Annotated in this window: 25 protein-coding genes; 16 read left to right on the top strand and 9 right to left on the bottom strand. The window is 61.9% G+C overall.

Translation table 11 applies throughout. From position 1 onward, the window contains the following. Positions 1-129: 129 nt before the first annotated feature. On the bottom strand, positions 130-1,593 hold the full coding sequence (locus tag M0D64_RS03580; RefSeq protein WP_266256640.1) for an amino acid permease: 1,464 nt from the start codon (positions 1,591-1,593) through the stop codon (positions 130-132). A 237-nt stretch (positions 1,594-1,830) separates the two neighbouring features. Beyond that, a complete protein-coding gene (locus M0D64_RS03575) occupies positions 1,831-3,123 on the bottom strand; it encodes an aspartate carbamoyltransferase (protein WP_054038849.1) in 1,293 nt (430 codons plus the stop codon). 409 nt (positions 3,124-3,532) lie between these two features. On the opposite strand from M0D64_RS03575, the gene dapA reads away from it, so the two are divergent. The 4 genes from dapA to M0D64_RS03555 all read left to right on the top strand — a co-directional run bounded on the left by dapA (position 3,533) and on the right by M0D64_RS03555 (position 6,707). After that, complete coding sequence (dapA, locus tag M0D64_RS03570; RefSeq protein WP_266256639.1) at positions 3,533-4,462, top strand: 4-hydroxy-tetrahydrodipicolinate synthase; 930 nt, start codon at positions 3,533-3,535, stop codon at positions 4,460-4,462. 261 nt (positions 4,463-4,723) lie between these two features. Further along, positions 4,724-5,704: a M23 family metallopeptidase gene (locus M0D64_RS03565; RefSeq protein WP_266256638.1), complete on the top strand. Its 981-nt coding sequence runs from the start codon at positions 4,724-4,726 to the stop codon at positions 5,702-5,704. Next, positions 5,697-6,095: a hypothetical protein gene (locus M0D64_RS03560; RefSeq protein ID WP_266256637.1), complete on the top strand. Its 399-nt coding sequence runs from the start codon at positions 5,697-5,699 to the stop codon at positions 6,093-6,095. Before M0D64_RS03565 ends, M0D64_RS03560 begins: the two co-directional genes overlap by 8 nt. Before the next feature lie 177 nt (positions 6,096-6,272). After that, positions 6,273-6,707, top strand: coding sequence for a polymer-forming cytoskeletal protein (locus tag M0D64_RS03555; protein ID WP_154560046.1), 435 nt, complete (start codon positions 6,273-6,275; stop codon positions 6,705-6,707). A 32-nt stretch (positions 6,708-6,739) separates the two neighbouring features. Here M0D64_RS03555 and M0D64_RS03550 read toward each other — a convergent pair whose 3' ends face one another. From M0D64_RS03550 to M0D64_RS03540, 3 genes are all read right to left on the bottom strand, one after another. Further along, positions 6,740-7,546: a hypothetical protein gene (locus tag M0D64_RS03550; RefSeq protein WP_266256636.1), complete on the bottom strand. Its 807-nt coding sequence runs from the start codon at positions 7,544-7,546 to the stop codon at positions 6,740-6,742. A 122-nt stretch (positions 7,547-7,668) separates the two neighbouring features. Continuing rightward, the gene (locus M0D64_RS03545) at positions 7,669-9,738 is read right to left on the bottom strand and encodes a bifunctional diguanylate cyclase/phosphodiesterase (protein ID WP_266256635.1); all 2,070 of its coding nucleotides are present in this window, start codon (positions 9,736-9,738) and stop codon (positions 7,669-7,671) included. A gap of 100 nt (positions 9,739-9,838) precedes the next feature. Next, positions 9,839-10,270, bottom strand: coding sequence for a rhodanese-like domain-containing protein (locus M0D64_RS03540; RefSeq protein WP_266256634.1), 432 nt, complete (start codon positions 10,268-10,270; stop codon positions 9,839-9,841). A gap of 124 nt (positions 10,271-10,394) precedes the next feature. Between M0D64_RS03540 and ftrA the strand changes: the two genes are divergently transcribed. The 12 genes from ftrA (at position 10,395) to M0D64_RS03480 (ending at position 23,375) form a co-directional block, all read left to right on the top strand. Next, positions 10,395-11,372, top strand: a complete 978-nt coding sequence (ftrA, locus tag M0D64_RS03535) for a transcriptional regulator FtrA (protein WP_266256633.1) — start codon at positions 10,395-10,397, stop codon at positions 11,370-11,372. A gap of 428 nt (positions 11,373-11,800) precedes the next feature. After that, the gene (locus M0D64_RS03530) at positions 11,801-12,694 is read left to right on the top strand and encodes a hypothetical protein (protein ID WP_266256632.1); all 894 of its coding nucleotides are present in this window, start codon (positions 11,801-11,803) and stop codon (positions 12,692-12,694) included. Between the two features lie 152 nt (positions 12,695-12,846). After that, positions 12,847-13,614, top strand: coding sequence for a hypothetical protein (locus tag M0D64_RS03525; RefSeq protein WP_266256631.1), 768 nt, complete (start codon positions 12,847-12,849; stop codon positions 13,612-13,614). Between the two features lie 42 nt (positions 13,615-13,656). Further along, positions 13,657-14,874: a DUF2252 domain-containing protein gene (locus M0D64_RS03520; RefSeq protein WP_266256630.1), complete on the top strand. Its 1,218-nt coding sequence runs from the start codon at positions 13,657-13,659 to the stop codon at positions 14,872-14,874. Positions 14,875-15,252: 378 nt separating this feature from the next. Then, positions 15,253-15,696: a hypothetical protein gene (locus M0D64_RS03515; protein ID WP_154560038.1), complete on the top strand. Its 444-nt coding sequence runs from the start codon at positions 15,253-15,255 to the stop codon at positions 15,694-15,696. Between the two features lie 17 nt (positions 15,697-15,713). Next, entirely contained in the window at positions 15,714-16,139 is a 426-nt protein-coding gene (locus M0D64_RS03510; protein ID WP_154560037.1) for a hypothetical protein, read from the top strand. A 356-nt stretch (positions 16,140-16,495) separates the two neighbouring features. Further along, positions 16,496-17,854, top strand: a complete 1,359-nt coding sequence (locus tag M0D64_RS03505) for a GH1 family beta-glucosidase (protein WP_266256768.1) — start codon at positions 16,496-16,498, stop codon at positions 17,852-17,854. Between the two features lie 63 nt (positions 17,855-17,917). After that, positions 17,918-19,159, top strand: coding sequence for an ABC transporter substrate-binding protein (locus tag M0D64_RS03500; protein WP_266256629.1), 1,242 nt, complete (start codon positions 17,918-17,920; stop codon positions 19,157-19,159). 9 nt (positions 19,160-19,168) lie between these two features. Then, positions 19,169-20,110, top strand: coding sequence for a carbohydrate ABC transporter permease (locus tag M0D64_RS03495; protein ID WP_266256628.1), 942 nt, complete (start codon positions 19,169-19,171; stop codon positions 20,108-20,110). Beyond that, positions 20,110-21,021: a carbohydrate ABC transporter permease gene (locus M0D64_RS03490; protein WP_266256627.1), complete on the top strand. Its 912-nt coding sequence runs from the start codon at positions 20,110-20,112 to the stop codon at positions 21,019-21,021. Before M0D64_RS03495 ends, M0D64_RS03490 begins: the two co-directional genes overlap by 1 nt. A gap of 41 nt (positions 21,022-21,062) precedes the next feature. Then, a complete protein-coding gene (locus M0D64_RS03485; RefSeq protein ID WP_266256767.1) occupies positions 21,063-22,271 on the top strand; it encodes an ABC transporter ATP-binding protein in 1,209 nt (402 codons plus the stop codon). Between the two features lie 48 nt (positions 22,272-22,319). Beyond that, the gene (locus tag M0D64_RS03480) at positions 22,320-23,375 is read left to right on the top strand and encodes a substrate-binding domain-containing protein (protein ID WP_168435663.1); all 1,056 of its coding nucleotides are present in this window, start codon (positions 22,320-22,322) and stop codon (positions 23,373-23,375) included. A 74-nt stretch (positions 23,376-23,449) separates the two neighbouring features. Here M0D64_RS03480 and M0D64_RS03475 read toward each other — a convergent pair whose 3' ends face one another. From M0D64_RS03475 to M0D64_RS03460, 4 genes are all read right to left on the bottom strand, one after another. Then, positions 23,450-24,307, bottom strand: a complete 858-nt coding sequence (locus tag M0D64_RS03475) for a PA4780 family RIO1-like protein kinase (RefSeq protein ID WP_266256626.1) — start codon at positions 24,305-24,307, stop codon at positions 23,450-23,452. A gap of 177 nt (positions 24,308-24,484) precedes the next feature. Then, the gene (locus M0D64_RS03470; protein WP_266256625.1) at positions 24,485-24,799 is read right to left on the bottom strand and encodes a HipA domain-containing protein; all 315 of its coding nucleotides are present in this window, start codon (positions 24,797-24,799) and stop codon (positions 24,485-24,487) included. After that, complete coding sequence (locus M0D64_RS03465) at positions 24,715-25,452, bottom strand: HipA N-terminal domain-containing protein (protein ID WP_266256624.1); 738 nt, start codon at positions 25,450-25,452, stop codon at positions 24,715-24,717. Before M0D64_RS03465 ends, M0D64_RS03470 begins: the two co-directional genes overlap by 85 nt. Further along, a complete protein-coding gene (locus M0D64_RS03460; RefSeq protein WP_266256623.1) occupies positions 25,439-25,912 on the bottom strand; it encodes a helix-turn-helix domain-containing protein in 474 nt (157 codons plus the stop codon). The genes M0D64_RS03465 and M0D64_RS03460 overlap by 14 nt, the downstream gene beginning before the upstream one ends. Positions 25,913-25,941: the final 29 nt, after the last annotated feature.

The following is a 25,941-nucleotide window of genomic DNA, read 5'->3' as shown; positions in this document are numbered from 1 at the left end:
GGCTTAACCGCGGCGGCATAAAAAAGCGGCCTTGCTGATTCACAGCAAGGCCGCTTTATATATGGGCAAATCGTAATCGGTTAGTCAGTCGTTCAATCGATGCCGTGAAATGCCGCATCGTCTGTGATATCAGTCGCGCTTGCGCTCCGGATAGCGAAGCCGCGAATGATTGCGACCGTAGATCCCATAGATGATGAGCCCGATCACGAGCCAGACGAAGAGCCGTAACCACGTGACGAGCGGCAGCCCGGCCATCAGCAGCAGGCAAAACAGAATCCCGAGGATCGGGATCACAGGCACGCCAGGCGCGCGAAACGGCCTCGCGGCGTCTGCGTCGCTGCGGCGCAGATAGATCACGGCACCGCAGACGAGAATGAACGCGAACAGGGTGCCGATGCTGACCATCTCGCCCAACACGTTGATCGGCGTAAACGCCGCCACAACCGCGACGATGGCACCGATCATCATCTGGCTCAAATGAGGTGTGTGCAGACGCGGGTGAACTTGCGCGAACAGTTGCGGCAGCAGGCCGTCCTGTGACATCGTGAAGAAGATGCGGCTCTGGCCATACAGCAGCACGAGTATCACGGTCGTCAAGCCGGTCAGCGCGCCGATCTTGATGAGCACGGAAAACCAGGTGACGCCGATCACATCGACACCTTTCGCGATCGGATCCGGGACGTTGAGCTCGGCATACGGAACGAGTCCTGTCAGCACGCCGGCGACCGCAATGTAGAGCAGCGTGCAGATCACCAGCGAGCCCAGAATGCCGATCGGCATGTCGATCTGCGGCTTGCGTGCCTCCTGGGCCGCAGTGGACACCGCATCGAAGCCGATGAAAGCGAAGAAGACGACGGCCGATCCGCGCAGAATGCCGCTCGCGCCGAAGTTGCCGAATTCGCCAGTATTCTGCGGAATGAACGGATGCCAGTTGGCCGGATGGACAAAGAAGGCGCCGATGACGATGAACGCGAACACCACTGTCAATTTGATCGCCACCATGATGTTGTTGAGCCGCGCCGACTCCTTGGTACCGAGCACGAGCATGGTGGTCAGCACGGCGATAATGAAGACCGCCGGCAAATTGACGATACCGGCCACCGTGCTGCCGTCGGCGAGCGTCACCGTGGTGCCGGGCGCGGGCGCCATGGTGGGCGGAATGTTGATCCCGACGTTGTGCAACAGGCTCACGATGTAGCCTGACCAGCCGACTGCAACGGTCGCCGCGCCCATCGCATATTCGAGGATCAAATCCCAGCCGATGACCCACGCGAATAATTCGCCGAGCGTGGCATAGGTGTAGGTATAACTGCTGCCGCAGACCGGCAGCATGGCAGCCAGCTCGGAGTAGCAGAGTCCGACAAAAGCGCAGGCAATCCCGCCGAGGACAAACGAAAGAATGATGCTCGGCCCCGCGTAATGGGCCGCGGCCGTGCCGGTCAGAACAAAGATGCCGGCGCCAATAATCGCGCCGATACCCATCGCCGTAATGCTGAGCGCGCCCAACGATTTCGACAGGTGGCGTTCACCGCCCTCCGCGCTTGCGACAATATCCGCGACGGATTTGCGCGCCATATAACCCGTGTCAGCCATGATGAGTCGTCCTGTTCGTATGTGGGTGAATCCGGGATCGAATCGATCCGTGACGCACTGCAATAAGCGACTTCTTTAAAGGCGACTGACACGGTTGATGCTGCGATTGAGGAGGGGACTGACGAATCCAGTCTAGTCCGGATTTAATCGGGTGGGTACTGAAGATCGGTGTTGCGCTTGCGGAAACGGCCTTGCGGTTGAGCCGCAAGGCCGTCTCTTTCAATCATCGAATCCTGATCAATCGATGCCGTGAAACACCGCATCGTCCGGACCGAGATAAACGGGCGGGCGCCACGCGGCGTCGCGCATCGAATGCTGGACCAGCTTTTCGACACCTAGCAGCACCGCGAAAATCGCCATCCGCACCGGGATGCCGTTATCGGTCTGGCGGAAAATCGCCAGGCGCGAATCGTGATTCAGGTCGACGCTCAGATCGTTCGCACCCGGCCGGCTGTCGCGCGGCAGCGGGTGCATGATCAGCGTGTCGGGGCCGCACACGCTGTCCATCAGCGCCTGATTGATCTGGAAGTCCGGTGTATAGCCTTCGAAGGATTCGTCGGTGAAGCGCTCTTTCTGGATGCGTGTGGCGTACACCACGTCTGCGCCGCGCAGCCCGGCGGGCAGATCGTGGGTCTGTTCGATCACGTGATCGTTGCGCGAAATCTGCTCGATGATGTAGCTCGGCATTTCGAGCATGGGCGGCGAAATCAGCGTGAACTTGATGCCGCGATACAGCGCCAGCAGTTTGACCAGCGAATGCACCGTGCGGCCATATTTCAGGTCGCCGACCAGCGCAATATGCGCACCGTCGACGATCTTGCCGAGCCGCGAGAACTCGCGCTGGATCGTGTACAGGTCGAGCAGCGCCTGGCTCGGGTGCTCGCCCGGGCCGTCGCCGCCGTTGATCACCGGCACGTTGGTGGCGCGCGCGAATTCGGCTACCGAGCCTTGCTCCGGATGGCGGATCACCAGCGCATCCACATAGCCGCTCATCACGCGGCTGGTGTCGTAGATCGACTCACCCTTGGCCATCGACGAAAACGTGAAGCCGGTGGTGTCGCACACCGAACCGCCGAGGCGGCAGAATGCCGCGCCGAAGCTCACGCGGGTCCGCGTACTGGCCTCGAAAAACAGATTGCCGAGCACCGCGCCTTCGAGCACGCGGGAGATTTTCCGGCGCCGCGCGATCGGCTGCATGATGTCGGCGACGCGAAACAGCGCCTCGACCGAGTCGCGCGAGAACTGATCGACCGACAGCAGCTGCGGCTTGCCCTCGAACAGCATCTGGCTCGCCAGCGACTGTGAGTCTACGCTTTGCGTATAGTTTTCACCGGGCTCGCCATGCACCACGATTTCCGACACGAAACGCTCCACGATCTCCGGCATGGCCCGCGATTCCTGCGAATCGTCCGGCAGCAGCCATGTGTCGAGCGCGCGGCGCGACACGCCAATACGGCTCGCGAACGTCTCGCGGGTCATGTTCATGCGACGCATCGCGTCGCGCAGGAAAGCTTGTTGTGGGACGCTCATGCGGGCACCTGTCGGGAAAGGGCTGCGTATCGGCTATGTACGCGGTGCGTATATTAGTTTCCCTGTCGCAGAAGTCAAGCAATTTTGCGGGTTTGGCAAACCCGTTTGCCAAACCCGCTTTGCAAACTCGCCCTAGACGCGGTTACACTGCGTTTCATGCATCCCGGCCAAACGCTCCGACTCCGTCCGTCAACCATCGCCCGTCTCGCTTTTGCGAGCGTCGTGGTTGCACGCGCGGGTTTCCCGAGCGTTAGCGCCAAAGCCAAAAAACAGCCGCTCATCTGACCGGAGCTGCTGTTCCGTCAGATGTTGCGACGGAACAGCCGGTCAACGCCCCTTGCGGCATTCCCTGTTTTTCCTCCCTCGCACCGCTGATCGGAATCGATACGGTCGTCATCGAGGTAAAGACATGTCTATTTTTTCGGGTATCTGGGTTCCGCTCATCACACCGTTCGCCGACGGCGAGGTGGATCACGCCGCGCTGCGCGCGCTGGTGCGCCGCTATGCCGATGCAGGCATCGCCGGGCTGGTCGCGCTTGGCACCACTGGCGAGCCGGCCGCGCTCGACGCCGCCGAACAGGACGCCGTGCTGGCGACGATTCTCGACGAAGCGCGAGCCGCCGCTCACGGCGCGGACGGCGCAGACGCACAGGCGCTGCCGGTGCTGGTCGGCGTGTCGGGCAATCACACGGCGAGCATGAAGGAGCGCATCGAGCAATTGAACGCACTGCCGATCGCCGGTGTGCTGATGGCCGCGCCGTACTACGTCCGGCCTTCGCAAGCGGGCATCGTCGGGCATTTCATGGCGCTTGCCGATGCGAGCGACAAGCCGGTCGTGCTGTACGACATTCCTTATCGAACCGGCGTGCGGCTCGAACTCGACACGCTGCTGACGCTCGCCGCGCATCCGCGGATTCAGGCGGTGAAGGATTGCGCCGGTTCGCTCGAGACTACGCTCGCGCTGATACGCGATGGGCGCTTGCAGGTGCTGACCGGCGAAGACATCACCATCTTCAACACTTTGTGTCTGGGTGGGAGAGGAGCGATCGCGGCCTCGGCGCATCTGAGGCCGGAACGGTTCGTCGCGCTGTATCGTGCGCTGTCAGCGGGACGGCTCGACGAAGGACGGCGTATTTTTCACGAGCTCGTGCCGCTGATCCACGCGCTGTTCGCCGAACCGAATCCGGCGCCGGTGAAGGCCCTGCTCGCCGCGCAAGGCCTGATTCGCGACGAATTACGCATGCCGATGACGCGTGCCGGCGATGCACTGGTTGCGCGGCTCAGGGAACTGGAAGGGCTTGACCGGATAGAGGCGCACGCGGCGGCGGCGTCGGCTTGAGTGCGGATTCGCTTGCGGCCATCTGTATTTGAGATGATGGTTCGTGATGCCAGGCGATAATCGGCGCCCTTTGTCCATTATCGCCGCCGGCATGTTGTCCGGCAGATGCCGCATGCCGTTAGCCTTGTCCGCCGATTTCCTCTCCCGCTTCAGCACGCTCAGTGCGTTCATCACGTTCAATAAGCCGAACACGATGAACGTGCCTTGTGCGGCCCGTGCGCAGCCTCGCGCGGACCGCATGGCGCGCGCCGGGAACCGCTGATGTCCTCCGTGTTTCGCGCCGGCAGTCAGCTTTCCAGCGGCTCAGTCAGCTTCGTCACACGCCGCACCGCGCTGACCATTGCGGTGGCCACGGCGTGCGGCGCAGCAGCGCTGGCGCTCGCCGCGGGCATCGCGATCGGCATGCATTGGCCGGCGCACGGCTCCGGCGATCAGACGACGAACCGTGTCGAGCACGACTACGCGATCGATCAACTCGGCAAGCTGAATGCATCCGTGGCGCAGATCGAACCGCGCATCGCGCGCCTGACGGCGCAGGTCGGCGCCTTGCGCGATTTCGAGGCACGTCTGAATACACCTCGACCGGCGCCGCGCGCACCGGTTGCACCAGCGACCTCGGGCTCTGCCTCTGCCTCTGAACCGGACACTTCCGCTACCGATAGCGAAGGCGAGGGTGGCCCGTCATTACCGCCGCGTCGCTGTACGGACGTCATGCCGCAACCGGCCGGTCATGCCGATGCCACGCGCACCCGGCAACAACTGGATTGCATCGCCGCGACGCTGTCCGCGCTCGAGCAACAAACCGCCGACCACGCTGTCGCGTACACCGCCTTTCCCGGCCGCATGCCCGCCGACAGCGCACGCTTCGGCTCGCCGTTCGGCAATCGCACCGATCCGTTCACGCAGCGTTTGAGTTTTCATCCGGGCCTCGACCTGGTCGCCAAAACCGGTACGCCGATTCTTGCGGCAGCGGGCGGCCGGGTGATCTTCGCCGGCGAAAAATCGGGCTATGGCAACGCGGTCGAAATCGATCATGGCAACGGCCTCGTGACCCGTTACGGCCACGCGTCGCGCATCGTCGTGCACGTCGGCGATCTGGTGCTGCCGCGCCAGTATGTCGCCGATGTCGGCTCGACTGGCCGCTCCACCGGCCCGCATCTGCATTTCGAAGTGCTGGTCAATGGCGCGCCGGTCGATCCGGCTGCCTACCTCGCGCTCTTCGCGCCCACACCCCATGGTTGAACGACGTTTTTCCCGCGATGCGGGCAGTCTGACCCATCGTGCCTATACGTTGCAGCCCACGCGGCCGCTCGTTCTGCGCGTCGCCCTGTGGGGGCTGGTGTGCGCGCTCAGTGCGGCGGGTGGCGCGGCGTCCGTTGTGGCGTGGCAAGCGCAGCGCGCCGGCACACCGGCCGAACAATGCAACGCCGCGCCCGTCGATGTAGACGGCGAGCAGACGGAACTCGCCCGCGCGCGGCTTGCGCTGGCGCAGGAATCCGCGGCGCGCGCCGCGGTGCAGAAAACCGCGGACGGCGCCGCCGCCGACGTCGCGCGATTGAATGCCGAATTGCAGTTTCTACGCGGCCAAAGCAAGACGAAGCCACCGGCACAAACGGGGGCGCCGCGCCGCTAACTGTGGGTGAGCGCGACACGGTATGCGGCAACCCCGCGTCGCACCACAGCGAGCGCCGTACTAACCCGAGGCAGGTGACACCGCAACGCGGCAAGCGCAGCACCTGAGCAACCCACCTCCCGGCTCGTCGCCCGGAAAGCATCACGCGACGAACATTTTCATTTCCAGGAAATACTTATGTTCAGCAAGAAAAAACACGCGGGCATCCAGCAGACCAAGCTTGCCACCCTCATCGCACAGGACGTGCGGATCACGGGCGACCTCGTATTCAGCGACGGCCTGCGCATGGACGGCCATGTGAAAGGCAACGTCAGCGGCGAGTCCGGCACCCAGACGCTGCTGGTATTGAGCGACCGCGGCTCGATCGAGGGCAACGTGCATGGCTATGACGTGGTGGTCAATGGCCGGATCGTCGGGGACGTGATCGCCGATCACTTCGTCGAGCTGCAGAGCAATGCGCACGTGACCGGCAACATCTACTACCAGCAGTTGCGGATGGATTGTGGCGCCTCGGTGGATGGCAAGCTCACCAAGCGCGAAGCCGCGCAGGCGGCGACGCCGATTCTCGTGTCGGTGGCCGATTCCGCACGCGAGGCGCGCAAGGCCGGCTAAGCGGCGGACCGGCTAGGCGGCCGCGCGCTGCGTCAAACCGGCCCCGGCAGCGACTGGCATTGCGCGGGCGTGTCGTGGCCGAGCGCATCGCAGTGCGGCGACCGCGATTCGCGCAGTCCGCGCATTTCCCGTGACTCGGCGAGACGCTCCAGCGCGCCGCGGTCGAGCGTGGCGAGCATGTCGCGTTCGACGATCAGATGGTGCAGGGCCAGCACGATCAGGCCGATGGTCAGCAGCAGATCGCCTGCAAACACGACGGCGTAAAGCGCCGAGGTGGTGCGAGGATTGCCGTACAGCAGCGTCATGTTGGAGCGGTCGAGCAATACCAGCACGAGCGGCACGATGGCATTGAGCGTCGCGATGCCGCTACCCACCGCCACCAGCATACGTGCCGGCCCAAGTTGCGGACGGCGCCGCCGGTAGACTTCATACAGCGTTGCCGCGCGGCATGGCGCGAAAAACAGCGCCAGCAAGCCGGCGCGGACCGCCAGCGGCGCATTCCACGCCAGCACGCTCCCATATAGCACGCAGAACACGGCAGTGACGACGAGGCCGGCGCGCCACGGCGCCGATTCACCGAACAGATCGCGCGTGCCGGTCCAGATCAGAATGCGGCTTTGCAACGCCAGCGTCGCGGTGGCCAGCAACAGCAGATCGCTGGGCCAGATCTTGTGCAACGCGAAGCATGCCGTGGCGGTGGCAAGCAGATAAAAGCCGACGGCCCAGAAGCGGAAGGCGCCCACCTGCGCAAACATCCGCGAAAGCGCTGTCGTGATGAGGGCGCTGCACAGGAACGTGATCAGCCACACCGTTTGGAACGTCGCTACGTCAATTTTCATGAAGTCTCCAGCAACCAATCTGTTTGTTCCTGCTTATAGGTAAAACGAGGCGACGCAGCGGGCGCGCCATGATAGGCGAACCGAGTCGCAAAGGTACACGTCTTTCAAACAGATCCGGATGCTCATGCCGACACCATTCTTGCCCGTAGCAGTTCGCCGAAGTCGTCGGCGGTGAGCGGCTTGCCTAGCAGGAAGCCTTGCATCTCGTCGCACATCATCGACTTGAGCATGTCGAGCTGCGATTCGGTTTCGACGCCTTCGGCCACCACGTCCATTTCCAGCGAGTGGGCGAGCGCAATGATCGCGGAAACGATCGCGCTGCCTTCCGGTCCGTGCTCGTCGAGTCCGTTGGTGAAGAAGCGGTCGATCTTCAACTGCTTGACCCGAAAACGTTGCAGATAGGCGAGGCTGGAATAGCCGGTGCCGAAATCGTCGATGGCGATTTCAAAGCCGCTTGCCTGGAACGCGCGGATCATTTCGATGGTTTTCGGCGCGTCCTGCATCGCGACGGTTTCGGTGATTTCGAACATGATCTGTTCGCATTGCACGCCTTCGGCTTGCACGATCTCGAGCATCGTCGCAACGAGGTTCGGTTGCGACAACTGGCGCGGCGACAGGTTGATCGCCACTTTCATCGACGGCAGGCCTTGCTCGACCCAGCGGCGAATCTGCCGGCACGTCTCGCGCAGGACCCAGTAGCCGATCTGCACGATCTGGCCCGAGCGCTCGGCAATCGGAATGAACTCGAGCGGCGCCAGTGCGCCGAGTTGCGGATGATTCAGGCGGATCAGCGCTTCGGCACCCGCCAGCGAGTCGCCGCTGCCGTGGAACTTCGGCTGGAAGTGCAGCGAGAAATGGCCGGCGGTGAGCGCTTCGTGCAGCGCACTTTGAATTTGCAGCGTGCGCGTCGCGGCTTCGTTCATGCTTTGTTCGAAGAAGCGATAGGTGCTGCGGCCCGCGCGCTTGGCTTCGTACATGGCTGCATCCGCATGCTTGAGCAGCGTCTCGACGGTATCGCCGTCGTAGGGAAAGAGCGCGATGCCGATGCTCGGCATCACCTGTAGCGGCTGCGAATCGGTCCATACGCCCTGGCGCATCCGGTCGAGCACGTCTTCGGCCATCGTGCCGGCGTCTTCGCGTGACGCCAGGTTCTCGGACAGCACGACGAACTCGTCGCCGCCGAGACGCGCGACGGTGTCGCTCGCGCGCACACACAGCAGAAGGCGCTGGGCGAACGCGGACAGCACTTCGTCGCCGGCCGAGTGGCCGAGTGAATCGTTGATGGTCTTGAAGCCGTCGAGATCCATGAACAGGATGGCGAACAGCGTACGCTGCCGGCGCGCGCTATGGATGGCGCGGTCGATGCGTTCGGTCAGCGTGCTGCGGTTGGGCAGGCCCGTCAGCGTGTCGAGTGTGGCGAGCCGCACGATCTGGCCGTTCAGCTTCGACACCGCACCGACCAGAAAGCTGGTGCGCGCATCGAAACGCGACAGTATCAGCGTGACGATCAGAATCGCAAACGTGAACAGGATCACCGAAGTCGCGAGCCATGCGGCGTTCACGCCCTTGGCCGCGCCGCACACGGCGCCGGGCGGAAATTCGGCGGCGGCCATGCCGGCGTAGTGCATGCCGCTGATCGCGACGCCCATTACCAGCGCCGCGATGAAACGTTTGCGCAAGACGTAGCGCTCGTCGTCGTTACTGAGTGCGCGCGCCATCCACAGCGCGGCGGTCGAAGCGCCGATCGCGATCGCCAGCGAGCCTGCGAACCAGGCCGGCTGATAGTGGATGCCCGGCTCCATTTGCATCGCCGCCATGCCGGTGTAGTGTATGCCGGCAATGCCGAAGCCCATCAGTACGCCGCCGGCCACGAGCCGAAGCAGCGTGAGCCGCGCGTGGGTCGCCACGACCAGCGCCAGATACGACACGCCGATCGCGAGCCCAAGCGAATAAGCGGTTGTCGCGAAGTCGTAGCCGAGCGGAATCGGCAGCGAGAAGGCGAGCATGGCGATGAAGTGCATCGACCAGATGCCGACACCGAGCGCGGCGGCGCCGCCGAGACGCCACGCGTGCCGCAGACCGGCCGACGCCAGCAGAAAGATACGGCCCGTCAAATCGAGCGCCGTGTACGACGCCAGCGTCGCGACGACGAACGAGATTGCAACCAGCCAAAAATTGTATGAGCTCTGCATGTTAAGTCCAACCGCGAGAGGGAAGCGGCTGAACTTGTTATCGACAGTTGGTGGCGTTTATTTAATTGATTTTCAACATGTTAGTCATCGGACTTGAGCATCACGCGGCTGGCGTGGTGTGTACCAGGGTTAATCCTTCGTCGAGCCAGCCCGTAATGCCGCCGATCATCAGTTTGACGGGGCGCCCCAGTTGCGCGAGACGCAGTGCGCCGCGTGCGGCGCCGTTGCAGTGCGGGCCTGCGCAGTAGGTGACGAACAGCGTGTCCTGCGGGTACCCGGCGAGCTTCGATGCCACGATCTTGCCGTGCGGCAGGTTCAGCGCACCCGGCACGTGGCCCTGTTCGAACAGCGCCGGGCTGCGCACGTCAAGCAGCACGAAGCCGGGCGTGCCGCTCGCGAGTGCCGCGGACACGTCCGAGCAGTCGGTTTCGAATTGCAACGACGCCTGGAAGTGAGCAAGGGCGGCGGCGCTATCGGCAGCAGGGATGGCGGTGACGGCGTTGTGGGCGGTGAGGGTGTTGAGCGTCGACATGGCGAGGTTCCGGTTGGACAGTGAGCGTGGTTGTGTGGCTAAGCAATTCATGGAGCCTTCATTGTCGCGACGCCGTAAGCGCCGGGTAAGTGGCGTAATCGTCAATCTCCGGTAACATTACGCCATGCTCAATCACCTTGTCGTCGCGCTGGCTTACGACCGGCTCTGTACATTCGAATTCGGCTGCGTGACCGAACTGTTCGCGCTCGAACGTCCTGAACTCGGCGTGGACTGGTATCGCTTCGCGGTATGCGCGAGCGAACCCGGTCCGATTCGCGCGGCCGGCGGCATCACCGTCGCTGCGCCGTACACGCTCAGGCTGCTCGATCGCGCTGACACGATCGTGATTCCCGGCTGGCGCGACGCCGACGAATTGCCGCCCGAGCCGCTCTTGAAAAAGATTCGCGCCGCCTACGAACGCGGCGCGCGCCTTTGCTCAATCTGCTCCGGCGTGTTCGTGCTGGCCGCGTCAGGTGTGCTCGACGGCAAGGCCGTCACGACACACTGGCGCTACGCCGACAAATTGCAGCAGCGCTATCCGCAATTACGCGTGCAGCCGGATGCGTTATATGTCGACGAAGGACAGATCATCACCTCGGCCGGATCGGCGGCAGGGCTCGACATGCTGCTGCATCTGGTGCGGCGCGATCACGGCAGCGCGATCGCCAACCGGGTCGCGCAGCGGCTCGTGGTGCCGCCGCATCGCGAGGGCGGTCAGGCGCAGTTCGTGCCGCGGCCGATGCCGCAAGACGAAGGCGGGCGCCTCGCGAAGCTGATGGACTGGGTGCGCCGCCATCCCGCGTTGCCGCACACCTTGCGCTCGCTGGCCGAACGGGTGGCGATGAGCCCGCGTACGCTGCAGCGACAGTTTCACGACGCTACGGGCATGGCGCCCTACGAATGGTTGGTGCGTGAACGCGTGGCGATCGCGCGAGAACTGCTTGAGGCGCCGGCTCCTTTGCCGATGGCGCGCGTGGCTGGGCTGGCGGGCTTCGGTTCCGAAGAATCGCTGCGGCGGCATTTCCGGCGTATCGCGTTGACGAGCCCAGGCGCGTATCGTAAGAAGTTCGGGGTGCAGGCCGGGGTGCAGACACCCGGATAGAGGCGCGTCGCTTTTCGTTCTGCTGTTCCCTCATAGGGGAACAGTTTCAAACGAACGCTTGCCAATGCGCAAAATCATCTAGGGCTCGGGTATGACAGGCGACTTGATGCGTGCCGCATGACCGGTCGAATGCGTTTCATGCAAGCATCTGTGCATGCTCAAAAGTCACGGAATGCCGCGTGCCGGGCGTTGCGACCGAATCGCGCGATTGGCCGCCCGCTTCGCCGCCATGCAAGGGTTCGCGCAATCGCCGGTTTTCTGTCAGCATCACGGCCAGCGTCCGTGGCAACCCACGTCAACAAACGTGCGGTGCATACGGCTACTTGAAGCGCGTGTTCGAAACGCGTCATCGCCACCGTCCTCTCTTGCTCATGAACGTCAAAACCGCCGCTGCTGCCGTTGTCGTTTCTGCTGCAATTGCAGCGCTCATGCCCGCGCTCGTCGCGGCGCAAACGGGAGCCGCCGATTCGCGCGCCGAACTTTATCGCCGCAACCTGCTGGCGGGCAAGGACGTGCCGTGCCGCACGAACGCGTCGTGCGCGGCGTTGGGCGTGGCCGCGCTCGAAGCAGGGCGCCTCAAGGACGCGCAAACGCTGGTCGCGATGGAAGCCGCGCTCGCCGAGGCCACCGCCATGCAGGCGAACGAAGAGAACTCGCCGAAAGCGACCAGTTCTGCGCGGGCTCGCGTGGCAATGGCGCTGGTTCATCAGGGTGACGTGCAAGTGAGGCTGGGCGCGCTGCCGGGCGCGCGCGCGTATTACCGCACCGCGGTGAGCCGCGGCAACGACTATCCCAACGACGCGCTGCTCGGTCGCGCGGTAGCGGCCGCGCGTCAACGTCTCGAAGCGATTGCTGACAAAGCGGTGGTGGCCGGTGTGCCGCCGAACGGCGCGCGCTTTGCCAGTTACATGTTTTTTGGCGCGTGGAACAGTATCGAGGTGAAGCCGGTGAAAGGGCGGCACGGCGTCTACCGGATCGATGGCGACTTCGTGTATCCGACTGTCGGCGCCGACGGTCAACCGAGCGCGAACATGGGCAGCCTGTCGGCCTACGTGCGGTTCTACGGTGGCGTGGCGCGCGTGCCGGTGACTGATGACGGAGGCCGTGCGCCGCTCGACGCAACCGCGAGGATCACCAATCTCGCGCCTTATGACAAACATGAGGACAAGCCAACGGACAAACGTGCGGACAGATGCCTGATCGAGTTCAAACTCTCCGCACCGGAAACGCTCGATGTAGCGACGCACGGCTCGCTAACCGAATGCGGATTCGGCTTCAACGTCAGCGCGGACGGACGTTACTATTTGATGACAGGCTCCTGACAGTCGGCATGCTGCAGGTTGCGAGCCTGTCCACCTGCTGCCTGCATGCTTTCCCATCCGCGCTGCGTCTTTTATGATGCAGTGGCCGTGCACGTTTTACCGCTGTCCAAAGCGTTCCCGCCAACAAAACTCTGATAAGAAAAACGCTCGCCATGCAGAACCTCCTCGACTATCCGGCACTTGTCTTCCTCATTTGCTTTGTTGCGATGTGGCTGTCGGCGCGCATCGGCGCGTCGCTGCTGCGGCGTTTCAGAAAGATCGAAGAGGACGCACGCGACGACTTCAGCGTGATTCAGGCCGCCACGTTGACGCTGCTTGCGCTGATCATCGGTTTCACTTTTTCTATGGCGGTAGGCCGCTACGATCAACGCAAGAACTACGAGGAAGAAGAGGCGAATGCGATCGGCACCGAATACGTCCGCGCCGATCTGTTGCCCACCGCCGATGCGGCGACTGTCCGCGGCTTGCTGAAAACCTATCTCGACGAACGCGTGCTGTTTTACACGACGCGCGACGCCGATGAACTCGCCAAAGTCAACGCCGAGACGTCGCGCCTGCAGGGCGCAATGTGGACTGCAGTGAAGAATGCCGCTGTCGTGCAGCCCACGCCAGTGGCCGCGCTCGCTGTCGCCGGAATGAACGACGTGCTCAATACGCAGGGTTACACGCAGGCGGCGTGGTGGAATCGCATTCCTGTCGCGGCGTGGACACTGATGGTGTTGATCGCGGTGTGCGCCAATGTGCTGGTCGGCTACGGCGCACGTGGTTTGAAAGCGGGAGCCGGGTTGTTGCTGACCGTTCCGCTGATCGTGTCGCTGTCGTTCATGCTGGTCGCCGATATAGACAGCCCGCGCGGCGGCGTGATTCGTGTGAAGCCACTCAATCTCCATGCGCTGGCGGATTCGTTCCGCTCGCGTTGAACCTGTACTGAACCCGCATCGAGTCGTATGAAGGAGAATCACATGTCCGATATCGCACAGACCATCGCCAGCTTCAATACCGGCCGCGATCCTGAACGGCTCGCGATGAAATACAAGCTCATGCGTGGCTCGCCGTTCGTGTTTCTACGCGGCACCTGCCATCTGTTTTACGCGCGTCTGCCGCGCGACAAGGTGCTCGACGAAGCGCCCCCGGTGTGGATTTGCGGCGATATGCACGTGGAAAATTTCGGCAGCTACAAAGGCGACAACCGCCTCGTCTATTTCGACAACAACGATTTCGACGAAGCCTGTCTCGCGCCGAGTCTTTACGAACTGGTGCGGCTCCTCACGAGCGTGCTGGTCGGCGCGAGCGACCTCAAGCTGAGCCGCGCGCAGGCACTCGCGCTTTGTCATACCGCGGTCGATGCTTACAGCGCGGCGCTCGCCTTCGGCAAAGCGCGCTGGATCGAAGCGGAGACATCGACCGGCATGGTGCGCGATTTGTTCGACGCATTGGCGACTCGCAAGCGTGCCGAGTATCTCGACCGGCGCACCACGCTCAAGGGCAAGATCCGCGTGTTGAAAGTGGACGGCAAGAAAGCGCTGCCGGTCAGCGACAAAGCGCGCGCTGCAGTCACGGAGTTCATGCGTCAGTTCGCCGCCGGTCAACCCAATCCGGACTTCTATCGGATCATCGACGTGACGCGACGGATTGCCGGCACCGGTAGTCTGGGGGTGGACCGCTACGCGATCCTCGTCGAAGGCAAGGGCTCACCGGACGGCAACTATCTGCTCGATCTGAAAGAGGCGCTGCCTTCCTCGGTAACGCCGCATGTACGCACACCGCAGCCGAAGTGGCAGAGCGAGGCGCAGCGTGTGGTTGAAGTTCAGCGGCGCAATCAGGCGGTTTCGCAGGCGTTCCTGCATGCAGTCGATTTCAATCAGCGCTCGTATGTGCTGCGCAGCTTGCAGCCTTCGGAAGACCGTGTGGCATTGAGCGACTGGGACGGCAAGCTACCGCGGCTCGAAGAAGTGGTCAACAGCATGGCCCAATTGAGCGCGTGGGCGCAGTTGCGCAGCGGCGGCCGGGAGAAGTCGTCGATTGCGGACGAGCTGATCGCGTTCGGCAATCGCAAGGATTGGCAATTGCCGTTGATTGAACTCGCGACGCAGTGTGAGGCTCTCGTGAACGCCGACTGGAAAGCGTATTGCGAAGCTTATGATGGTGGTGCGTTTAATTTGCCGGCACAGAAGTCTTAATGGTGGCGTCACGCTGGGCACTTAACGCGGTGCCCGGCGCGTTGTATCGCTTCTTTGGGGCGGCTGCCGCCGCACCCCGTCTTTTTCCTTCTGGCTGTCTCTGACCGGACCCCTCGGTCCCCGTCCATCTTCATGCAGGTTTGTCTCGCGTCACTGGACCCGTGTGCGGCCCTTCCACGTCCGGCGTTCCGATTTTCGTCGCGGGGATGTGGCAAAGGCTCACAGACTCTTGCGTGGTTCCTTACGGACCTTGATGTCCACGTTGAAAGTGCCTGTTGCGTAGGCGCATGGATATCGCAATTTTAGGAATTGTCGGATAGTTGGGGTGGAATGCTCCTTATAGGGTGCTTGGGATTCAAACAAGTACAACCGCTAATCATGCAACGGCCATTGGTAAGCCACGAGCGTCTGCTTCTGCAGTTTCTTCTTACAGCGAACGAATCTTTTTATGGCGCTTACGTACTAAGGTGGAAAAATCAGGTTGAACGGTGCACGGTCCATGAGGTCAATGTGCCCTACTGTCTGGCCATCAGCCACGATGAAATCAGACTTTCAGGAGGCGGCTTCATTACGCTCGCGCGCGAGCTGGTTTGCGTTGACGAGGGCGTACCAGTGCTGATTTATGCTTGCGCGGTGGAGACGCAGTCAGGTTATGTCCTCAACTCTTTCGACATCGATCGTCTCGATGGGGAGCCTCTTGTGGCTTATCCCGACCCAGGCGATGGCCTCATGATCATGGAAGCCGGTAAACGCATAGGTGGGGCAGATTTGCGACATGTGTACAAGGAGTCGGATCTGCCACCGCGCTTTAAGCTTCCCTGAGATCGCAGGGAATATTGATGCGACGAACTCTTAAACCTCAAGAACGCCAACTGCTTGAGTTTCTTATATCCGTCAATGCGCCGCTCTACAGGACCGACGTAGCTCGCTGGATGGAGCAGATTCGAACCTGTACTGTTCGCGAAGTCAACGTTCAGTATTGCCTGTCGATCAGTCACGACGAGAAAAGCTATGGGGGTTGGGAAAACTCCAAGACGCTGGCACATGAATTGATAGCCGTCGACGAGGGAGTGCCGGTGCTTATTTACGCAATCGTCCATAACACCCAGGCAGGTTTCGTTTTGCACTCATTCAACATTGATCGCCTCGATGGAGAACCGCTTGTTAACTATCCTGAGGCAGGCGACGGGTTAATGATTGTCGAGCGAAACAAGAGGGTCGGTGGGGCAGATTTGTGCCATCTATATGGCGGATCGGGTTCGTAACTTGCCCCGTCATGTGACCAGTCAGCGTAACACCTGACTGTCGCAGCACAATTCACTTTAAATTGCTGGGCAGCACCAACAGCCTGTTGATTTAGGTTCACGCAATACCCGTATGCGCGGCGCATCGCTGCGCCGCGCATGCCAGCAAGTTCTCCAGACAAACCCTGATTGCTGCGTTCAATCCGCCACTGCTATCGTTCGCTGGTCCTTGTGGAAGCGCTTCCACTTTAGCTGCCGGGCAGCATCCACATCAAGTTTCGCCGTACCCGATTCAACGACCTCAGCGCAGGAGAGAATCCGTGGCAAACGACGCATCCGCTGTATTCGACACCCTATCCCCAGCAGTTTCCCAGGGCTTGCTCGCCGATCCCTTCACCCCGCCCGCGGACTCTACGCTGTGGCGCAAGAACTTCCTGCTTGGCGCCGCCACGGCTTCGTATCAGATCGAAGGCGCGGTGAATGAAGACGGCCGCCTGCCGTCGATCTGGGACACCTTCTCGGCGATACCCGGCAAGGTGCTGGCCGGCGACACCGGCGCCGTTGCCTGCGATCACTACCACCGCTGGGAAGCGGACGTCGAGATGCTGGTCTCGCTCGGTCTCGAAGGCTATCGGCTCTCGATTGCGTGGCCACGCGTCATGGACGCGGCAGGCGTGCCCAATCGCAAAGGGCTCGACTTCTACAAGCGCCTCCTGAACCGCCTGAAAGAGAAGGGCATCACGACCTTCGCGACGCTCTATCACTGGGACCTTCCGCAGCATCTGGAAGATCGCGGCGGCTGGCTCAATCGCGAAACCGCTTACCGTTTCGCTGACTACGCCGACCTGATGAGCCGCGAACTGGCCGGCACGGTCGACGCATGGGCGACGCTCAACGAGCCGTGGTGCTCGGCGTATCTCGGCTACGGCAACGGCCACCACGCGCCGGGCCTCGCCGACGACCGCTTCGCGACGCAGGCGATGCATCACCTATTGCTCGCACACGGCCTTGCGATTCCGGTATTGCGCGCCAACGATCCGGCTTCGCAGAAAGGTATCGTCGCCAACATCGGCCGCGGCACGCCCAATAGCGACAGCGCGGCGGATCAGCGCGCGGCGCATCTGTTCGAAGTCCAGCACAATGCGTGGATTCTCGATCCGTTGCTCAAGGGTTCGTATCCGCAAGACCTGTTCGAACTGTGGCCGGGCACCGAGCCGCTGGTGCTCGACGGCGACATGCAGACCATTTCCGCGCCGCTCGATTTCCTCGGCATCAACTATTACTTCCGCACCAACGTCGCGAGCGACGGCGCGCATGGATTCCGGGACGTGCCGCTCGAAGGCGTCGAGCGCACGCAGATGGGTTGGGAGGTGTATCCCGATGGCTTGCGCGATCTGCTGACCGGTTTCAAGAGGACGTATCACAACCTGCCGCCGATCTACATCACCGAAAACGGCATGGCCTCGGATGATCAAGTGACCGACGGTCATGTGGAGGATACGCAGCGCATCTCGTTCCTCAAGCGCCATCTCGCAGCGGTCGATCAGGCGGTCAAGGCCGGCGTGGATATTCGCGGTTATTTTCTGTGGTCGTTGATGGATAACTTCGAGTGGGCGTTTGGGTATGAGCGTCGCTTTGGTGTCGTACACGTCGACTACAGTACGCAGAAGCGCACGGTCAAACGTAGTGCGGAGTGGGTGGCGAAATTCCTGAAGGAGCGTAAAGCAAGGGCTTAACGACAGGTGAAGCTGGTTGGTATGTCGACTTGGAACACGGGCGCAAAGCCCGGGGGAGACGGAATGCACAGCAGAAAAATGGTCTTGCGAGGCGTGGTTGCGGCACTGGCGTTATACGGCATCGTCGCGCACGCGGCGGAACCCTTGAAGGCCAACGTAATCCACTGGTGGACCTCCGGCGGCGAATCCGCCGCGATCCGCCAGTTCGCCGATGCGTACAACAAGTCCGGTGGCCAGTGGGTCGACAACGCAGTGGCCGGCGCCGATCAGGCGCGCTCCACTGCGATCAACCGGATCGTCGGCGGCGATCCACCCACCGCCGCGCAGTTCAATACGTCCAAGCAGTTTCACGACCTGATCGATCAGGGTCTGCTGAACAACGTCGATGACGTCGCCGCGAAAGAAAACTGGAACGGCGTGTTCCCGCAATCGATCATCGACACCATCCGGGTGAAGGGCCATTACTACGCCGCGCCAGTCGATATTCACATGCCGGCCTGGTTCTTCTACTCGAAGCCGGTGTTCCAGAAGGCCGGCATTGCCGCCGAGCCGAAGAGCTATGACGAATTCCTCGCCGATCTCGGCAAGCTGAAAGCGGCAGGCGTGATTCCGCTCGCGCTCGGTGGTCAGCCGTGGCAGGAAAAGATCACGTTCGACGCGGTATTCGCCGACGTCGGCGGTCCCGATCTTTATCTGAAGGTGTACCGCGATCGCGACATGAACGCGGTCAAGTCGGATGCGTTCAAGAAAGTGCTCGCATCGTTCAAGCGCTTGCATGATTTCGTCGATGCGGGCTCGCCTGGCCGCAACTGGAACGACGCCACCGCGCTGGTGATTTCCGGCAAGGCGGGCGTGCAGATCATGGGCGACTGGGCCAAGGGTGAATTCTCCGCGGCCAATCAGACGGCGGGCAAGGACTTCGGCTGCTTCCCGGGTTTCGGTCCGCACTCGCCGTATCTGGTCGCGGGCGACGTATTCGTATTCCCGAAAACCGACAACGCCAACGCGATCAAGGCGCAAAATCTGCTTGCCACGGTGATGACCTCGCCGGCCGCGCAAGTCGCATTCAGCGCAAAGAAAGGTTCGATTCCGATTCGCCCCGATGTGGATGCGAGCAGTCTCGACATCTGCGCGAAGGAGGGCATGGCGATCATGAAGGACAAGTCGCGTCAGTTGCCGAATCCGGAGATGCTGCTCTCGCCTGACACGCAGGGCGCGTTGATCGACGTCATCACGAACTTCTGGAATAAGAATCAGTCGGTCGACGACGCGCAGAAGGCGTTTGCCAGTGCATTGAAGAGCTAGGCGCTCGTCATGCACGCGCTCAAGCTGCAAGCCGCCGGCTCCAGGCATGGCAAAGGGCCGCTGAAAAAGCCGCTAAAAAAGCGCTTGCCGATAGCGGCATGGCTAGCCTTGCTGCCGATGGTCCTGACCGTCGTGTTCGCGTATCTCGGCACGATGGTCTGGACCGCGCGCGTGTCCCTCAGCAACTCGCGTACGTTTCCTTCCGGCGACTTCGCGGGCCTCACGCAGTACACGCGGCTCTTCAATAACGACCGTTGGTTGCTGTCGCTGCAAAACATCGTGATCTACGGTGCGTGCTTTATTGTTGCGTGCATGGTGATCGGCTTGCTGCTGGCGATCTTCATCGACCAACGCGTAGTGGCCGAAGGCGCGTTGCGCACGGTGTTTCTCTATCCGTATGCGATGTCGTTTGTCGCAACCGGTCTGGTCTGGCAGTGGATTCTGAATCCTGAGTTGGGCGCGCAGGCCGTGTTGCACAAGCTCGGTTTCGTGCATGCGCGCTTCGACTGGATCGTCGATCAGGACTGGGTGATCTACACCATCGTCATCGCGACGGTGTGGCAGGCGTCCGGCCTCGTGATGGCGCTGCTGCTGGCCGGCTTGCGCGGTATCGACGACGAACTGTGGAAAGCCGCGCGTATCGACGGGATTCCGCGTTGGCGGGTGTATGCGAGCATCGTCGTGCCGATGCTCGGGCCTTCCATGTCCACCGCCTTCGTGCTGCTCTTCGTGATGGTCGTGAAGCTTTACGACGCCGTGGTCGCGATGACGCGAGGCGGCCCCGGCACCGCGAGCGAAGTGCCGGCGAAGTTCATCATGGACTACCTGTTCGGTCGGGCCAATATCGGCCTCGCGTCGGCTGCGTCGATCGTGCTGCTGGCCACGGTGCTGGCGATTCTCGCGCCGTTCTTCTATGCCCGCAGCCGCGCTGCGTTGCGCAAGGAGGTGTGATGAACACGCTCAGTCCGCCACTCAAAGGCGGCACGCCGAGCCGCACACGCCGGCGCCGCCGTGCGTTTACACCCGCACGCCTCGGCGTCTACGCGTTTCTGCTCACAGCGGCGTTGTTCTTCCTGTTGCCGCTGTACGTGATGCTCGTCACATCGGTGAAGCCGATGAGCGAGATTCGCCTCGGCAATCTGCTCGCTTTCCCCGCGCATTTCACGCTCGATGCATGGAGCGCCGCGTGGCAATCCGCCTGCACGGGGCTCGATTGCAACGGCATCCAGGTCGGCTTCTGGAATTCGGTGCGCATTGTCGTGCCCAGCACGGTGTTGTCGATCATGATCGGCGCGGTGAACGGCTATGCGCTATCGTTCTGGCGGCCGCGCGGGGCAGGGCTGCTGTTCGGCGTGCTGCTGATGGGCGCCTTCATTCCCGTGCAGGTGATGGTCTATCCGCTCGTGCGCGTGCTCGCGAGTGTGCATCTGTTCAGTTCGCTGCCGGGCATTGTGGTGATTCACACCATCTTCGGCATGCCGGTGATGACGCTGCTGTTTCGCAACTTTTACGCGTCGATTCCGCAGGAGCTGTTCAAGGCGGCGCGCATCGACGGCGGTGGTTTCTGGCGCATCTTTTTGCAACTGATGCTGCCGATGTCCACGCCGATCATCGTCGTCGCGGTCATCATGCAGGTGACGGGCATCTGGAACGACTTCATTCTCGGCCTCGTGTTCGCCGGCACGAAAAACCTGCCGATGACGGTGCAATTGAACAACATCATCAATACGACGACTGGCGAGCGGCTCTATAACGTCAATATGGCGGCGACCATTCTGACCTCCATGGTGCCGCTTGCGGTCTACTTCATTTCGGGCCGCTGGTTTGTACGCGGCATTGCGTCCGGCGCCGTCAAGGGGTAGGGCGATAAAGCATGGCAAACCTGGCGAATGTGGAAAACGCGATGGCAAATGTGGCGGTAGGTGCGACGGTAAATGCGGCAGACTTGGCTACCCCGGCAGATGCGGCGAATGTCGGCCACGTGGCGGACACCGCGGGTCTGTCGAATCCGGCCAACGTATCGGTGCGCAATCTGAAGATCCGGCTCGGCGCGAATACGGTGATCGAGAATCTCGATCTCGATGTGCGAGCGGGTGAGTTCGTCGTGCTGCTTGGCCCATCGGGCTGCGGCAAATCCACCTTGCTACACAGCATCGCTGGTCTGATCGACGTGACCGACGGCAGCATCGAAATTGCGGGCGTTGACATGACCTGGGCCGACCCGAAAGATCGTCGTATCGCGCTGGTGTTTCAGTCGTATGCGTTGTATCCGACCATGAGTGTCGAGCGCAATCTGTCGTTTGCGTTACGTATCAACGGCACGCCGAAGGCGGAAATCGAGCGGCGTGTGGCGCGGGCGTCCGACATGCTGCAACTTGGCCCGCTGCTCAAGCGCAAGCCGGCGCAACTCTCCGGCGGGCAGCGGCAGCGTGTGGCGATCGGCCGTGCAATCGTGCGCGAGGCCGACGTGTTCCTGTTCGACGAGCCGCTCTCGAATCTCGACGCCAAATTGCGCACCGAATTGCGTCGCGAACTCAAGCAACTGCACCAGCGTCTGGGCGCGACGATGATCTACGTGACCCATGATCAGGTCGAAGCGATGACGCTTGCCACGCGTATGGCGGTGATGCGCGGCGGCGTGATCCAGCAGTTCGGCACGCCCGCCGAAGTCTATGCGCGGCCGAACAATCTGTTTGTCGCGACGTTTTTGGGCTCGCCCGCAATGAATGTGCTCAAGGGCACACTTGAGCCGCGCGACGGCGCGCTACACTTTTGTACAGCGCATTTGCGGCTCGATGTGTCGCACTATCCTTTCAAGAACCTGCCGACGGATCGTCTGTCTTGCGTACTCGGCTTGCGGGCCGAAGACGTGCACGTGGAGGAAGGTTCAAGCGGTTCAAGCGGTTCAAACACAAAAATGAGGGAGCGCGCGAACATTTCACTGGTCGAGCCGATGGGCAACCACCGTGTCATCTGGCTCGACTATCATGGAGTGCAAATCGCGTCGATCGACCAGACGAAGACACCGGTGGCGATAGGGGATGCCGCGGCGTTTTCGTTCGATGGCGCACATATTTCGCTGTTCGAGGAAGAAGGCGGTGCGCGTCTGTAGTGACGGGACGCAGCGTCGTTGAATACAGCAAGCTTGACGGAGAACCGCTTGGCAACACTCAAGGATGTCGCGGCACTGGCCGGCGTCGGCATGTCGACTGCCTCACGAGCCATTTCCGGTAAGGGACCCATTTCAGCCGATGCCGCCGCGCGCGTGAAGGCCGCGATCGAAGCGCTGAATTTCCGGCCGTCGTCCATCGGCCGGGCAATGGCGACGCAATCGCTCGGCATGATCGGCATTTTCGTGCCGACTTTCTTCGGCTCCTACTACGGCACGATTCTCAAGCAGACCGACACCGAACTGCGCGCGGTGCGCCGCCACGTGGTGGTGGCGACGGGTTGCGGAGAAGTGTCGCCGCGCGAGCAGGCCATCGAGGCGGTGCGTTTTCTGATCGGCCGTGATTGCGATGGCGTGGTGGTGATCAGCCACGATCTGCACGACGAAGATCTGGACATGCTGCATCGCATGCATCCGAAGATGGTGTTTCTGAATCGCGCGTTCGATCAGTTGCCGGAAGCGTCGTTTTGCGCGGATCATCGGCGCGGCGGTGAACTGGCGGCACGCACGCTGCTCGATTATGGGCATCGGGACATTGCGGTGATTTCCGGGCCGTTCAGCGCCTCGGACAATCACACTCGGCTCGAAGGCTTCTTTGCCGAATTGTCGCGTGAGGGCATTGCACGTGAAGACGTCACGCTGATCGAATCGGACTTCTCGCCGGAAGGCGGTTACGTTGCCGCGCAGAAGCTGCTCGATTCCAAGCGGCGCTTCACTGGCCTCTTTTGCGCGAACGACACGATGGCGGTGAGCGCGCTGGCGCGCTTCCACCAGGTGGGGATTTCCGTACCCGACGAAGTCTCGGTGATCGGCTACGACGATGATTATTCGGCCGCGTATGCTGCGCCTGGGCTCACCTCGGTGCATATCCCGACAGCGGAGTTGACGCAGAACGCCGTGCGCTGGCTGGTCAATCAGTGCTACCGGACCTCGTGGGAGATCATCCGTGAGTTTCCGGTGAGCGTGACGATGCGGGAATCGGTGGGGCCGGCACCGGGGGCTTCGTCGACCAGGATCAAGGCGGCCAGTTGCCGTATCGCGTCGTAGCCTCTTCGCGAAGCGGCACGCAGGTGCCGCTTATTGGTCGCTTACGTGTTGCGTAGGGGTTGCTTTGGCCCCGCTTACGTCCCGCTGCGCAGCGACTGTTCGTAGCGCAGGCGCGCTTCTTCGTCGAGGCGCGTGTCTTCAAGTTCCTGTAGTACGGCTTCGAGATCGATCGGCGTAGTGTCGAGTTCGACACGGCCGGTCAATTTGGCATCCACGTGCAAGGCGCCTGCTTCGTACAGCGACCAGATTTCCTTGCCGTAGCTCGTATCGAGCAATGCGGGCGCGAACTGGCCAAAATACGTGGCGAGGTTGTTCACGTCGCGCTCGAGCATGGCCGGCGCTTCCAGATTGCCGGCGGCATCCACGGCTTGCGGCAGGTCGATGATCACCGGGCCGTCTGCCGCGAGCAGGATGTTGTATTCGGACAGGTCACCGTGAATCATGCCGGCGCACAGCATGCGCACTACCTGGTTGAGCAGCAGCGTGTGCAGTTCGAACGCGCGCGCCTCGGTCATCTCGACATCGTTCAGACGCGGCGCGACGTTGCCGTCCGCATCGGTCACCAATTCCATCAGCAACACGCCGTCGGTGCAGATAAAGGGCTGCGGCACGCGCACGCCGGCGTTGGCGAGTTGGAACAGCGCATCGACTTCCGCGTTCTGCCACGCCTGTTCCTGCACTTCGCGGCCATAGCGGCTGCCTTTTTCCATGGCGCGCTGCTGGCGGCTGTTCTTGACCTTGCGGCCCTGCTGATAGGACGCGGCCTGGCGGAAACTGCGCTGTTTGGCGTCCTTATAGACCTTCGCGCAGCGCGTGGACTCGCCGCTGCGGACCACGTAGACGGTGGCTTCCTTGCCGCTCATCAACTGCGAGATGACTTCGTCGATCAGGCCCTCTTCGACCAGCGGGAGCAGACGTTTGGGTGTTTTCATGCGGCCACCGGAGCGCGGTGGGGGGCTGATCGGCCATGTGCGGCCGATTGCGAGGGGAGGTGCGGGATTCGGATCATGCCGGATTATAAAGGGTATGGAGACATGTGCCGGAACACGAGCGTCCAGGTGCCGGATGTGACTGGCACGGCTCGAACGTGTGGCCGCTATGCGAAGACATCACGCCTGAAATACAGACTCCATTCGCTGTATTTCGGGCCGGGACAGATTCAGCGCGGTGGCTTCTTCCCGCCACGTGTTGACGGCGTCTTGAACTTCCACAACGACGCGGCGCGCGTCTGAGTCGTCGAGTCGATAAAACTCAGCGGTGTCGATCGCGGTTTCAAGATCCGGCAGGGCGCTCATACCGTCCAGCGTGAGCGCGTGTTCCCGCTTGCTCGGGTTTGGATTCATATCGAACGCTGGCGAGAGCCGCCAGCCCGAAGCCTCGCGAATGAAGCCGTGATTGCGCAGATGATCGTCCCGGTTTCCCACGCGCCGATGTCATAACGGTCGTCTTTCGCGGGGAATTTGGCGATCCAGAGATCATTACCCAGGCTGGTGAAGTTGGCTTTCGGGCGAGCGCCGCCGAGCGAGGTGCCAGGCGCGATCAGCATCGCGAGCCACTGCTCGTACTCGGGCAGTTTTTCGATATCTGCCTCTTCAATGCGCAGGCTGATATAGGCCAGGGTCGCGAGGTCGGTGACCGGCGGCGCGGCATCGGCGCTGTTGTCGAGAAAATGTCCGTCCACGTTCTGAAACCGCAGCGCGCCGACTCGTGTCAGGTCATGCACGCCCAGCAGGAAATCGATCTCCTGCAAATTACGCATGGGCCGGTCTTCGCGATCTGCCGCCGCGGCCTCGCGGCGCTCCATCAGCACGCGGCCCCAGCGATCCGGCGCCGAGTCCATGAAGACGCCGAATGCAGCGGACTTCGCAGACGGATATTGCTCGTCGGTCCATAACTCGAGGCGCGGGTCGAGCATGAATGCGTTACGCCCATCTACCCAGTTCTTCGCATAGGCAAAGGATGCCGGCAAGTCAGTGCGTGCAGTCTGGCGATACAAGGTGCCGACCTGCTGCCGGCTGCTCAGTTCGGTTGCGTCGAGGAATACCTTGAACGCATCGCGAGGTTTATTGCTGACCATCAGATTTCTTCGGGGGTTTTTTTGCCGGTTGCCCGGTTTTGACAGGAGCGGCACCGGGCGTGTTCGTGCGCGGTATGCGCTGACCCGGCAACTTGAGATCCTGCAGCTTGCGGCCGAGTTCGTCGTCGCGGGCGATGGCGTCCATGTCCTTGTCGAGACCCAACACGCGAAGCGCCCGCATATAGGTGCCGAGCGCAATATTCGGATCGCCTTTCTCGAGGCGGCTCAGCGTGTCGCGCGAAATGCCCAGCCTTTCAGCGAACAGAACGGTCGTGAGTTCACGTCGCAGGCGGGCGAGTTTCAGCCGTTCGCCGAGCGCACGCACCTGCTTCTCGACCGACGGAAAGGGACGTTGAAAGGTACGGGGCATGTCCGATAGATTAGGCAAATATGAAGAGTATGTCAAAAGTATCGGACAAATTTGCTGAATCAGGGGGCTAGGTGTATTGATCTGGTCCAAAATTTCTGAGATTCGTACGATACTTTAGG

This window comes from Paraburkholderia sp. WS6 (genome assembly GCF_030464835.1).
Classification (GTDB): domain Bacteria; phylum Pseudomonadota; class Gammaproteobacteria; order Burkholderiales; family Burkholderiaceae; genus Paraburkholderia; species Paraburkholderia madseniana.
This window is presented reverse-complemented; position numbering and strand designations above follow the sequence as displayed.

Bases quoted from the DNA above. Each gene is read 5' to 3' on its own strand.
- M0D64_RS03580 (WP_266256640.1), bottom strand. From the start codon at position 1,593: ATGGCTGACACGGGTTATATGGCGCGCAAATCCGTCGCGGATATTGTC.
- M0D64_RS03575 (WP_054038849.1), bottom strand. From the start codon at position 3,123: ATGAGCGTCCCACAACAAGCTTTCCTGCGCGACGCGATGCGTCGCATG.
- dapA (WP_266256639.1), top strand. From the start codon at position 3,533: ATGTCTATTTTTTCGGGTATCTGGGTTCCGCTCATCACACCGTTCGCC.
- M0D64_RS03565 (WP_266256638.1), top strand. From the start codon at position 4,724: ATGTCCTCCGTGTTTCGCGCCGGCAGTCAGCTTTCCAGCGGCTCAGTC.
- M0D64_RS03560 (WP_266256637.1), top strand. From the start codon at position 5,697: ATGGTTGAACGACGTTTTTCCCGCGATGCGGGCAGTCTGACCCATCGT.
- M0D64_RS03555 (WP_154560046.1), top strand. From the start codon at position 6,273: ATGTTCAGCAAGAAAAAACACGCGGGCATCCAGCAGACCAAGCTTGCC.
- M0D64_RS03550 (WP_266256636.1), bottom strand. From the start codon at position 7,546: ATGAAAATTGACGTAGCGACGTTCCAAACGGTGTGGCTGATCACGTTC.
- M0D64_RS03545 (WP_266256635.1), bottom strand. From the start codon at position 9,738: ATGCAGAGCTCATACAATTTTTGGCTGGTTGCAATCTCGTTCGTCGTC.
- M0D64_RS03540 (WP_266256634.1), bottom strand. From the start codon at position 10,270: ATGTCGACGCTCAACACCCTCACCGCCCACAACGCCGTCACCGCCATC.
- ftrA (WP_266256633.1), top strand. From the start codon at position 10,395: ATGCTCAATCACCTTGTCGTCGCGCTGGCTTACGACCGGCTCTGTACA.
- M0D64_RS03530 (WP_266256632.1), top strand. From the start codon at position 11,801: ATGCCCGCGCTCGTCGCGGCGCAAACGGGAGCCGCCGATTCGCGCGCC.
- M0D64_RS03525 (WP_266256631.1), top strand. From the start codon at position 12,847: ATGCAGAACCTCCTCGACTATCCGGCACTTGTCTTCCTCATTTGCTTT.
- M0D64_RS03520 (WP_266256630.1), top strand. From the start codon at position 13,657: ATGTCCGATATCGCACAGACCATCGCCAGCTTCAATACCGGCCGCGAT.
- M0D64_RS03515 (WP_154560038.1), top strand. From the start codon at position 15,253: ATGCAACGGCCATTGGTAAGCCACGAGCGTCTGCTTCTGCAGTTTCTT.
- M0D64_RS03510 (WP_154560037.1), top strand. From the start codon at position 15,714: ATGCGACGAACTCTTAAACCTCAAGAACGCCAACTGCTTGAGTTTCTT.
- M0D64_RS03500 (WP_266256629.1), top strand. From the start codon at position 17,918: ATGCACAGCAGAAAAATGGTCTTGCGAGGCGTGGTTGCGGCACTGGCG.
- M0D64_RS03495 (WP_266256628.1), top strand. From the start codon at position 19,169: ATGCACGCGCTCAAGCTGCAAGCCGCCGGCTCCAGGCATGGCAAAGGG.
- M0D64_RS03490 (WP_266256627.1), top strand. From the start codon at position 20,110: ATGAACACGCTCAGTCCGCCACTCAAAGGCGGCACGCCGAGCCGCACA.
- M0D64_RS03485 (WP_266256767.1), top strand. From the start codon at position 21,063: ATGGCAAATGTGGCGGTAGGTGCGACGGTAAATGCGGCAGACTTGGCT.
- M0D64_RS03475 (WP_266256626.1), bottom strand. From the start codon at position 24,307: ATGAAAACACCCAAACGTCTGCTCCCGCTGGTCGAAGAGGGCCTGATC.
- M0D64_RS03465 (WP_266256624.1), bottom strand. From the start codon at position 25,452: ATGGTCAGCAATAAACCTCGCGATGCGTTCAAGGTATTCCTCGACGCA.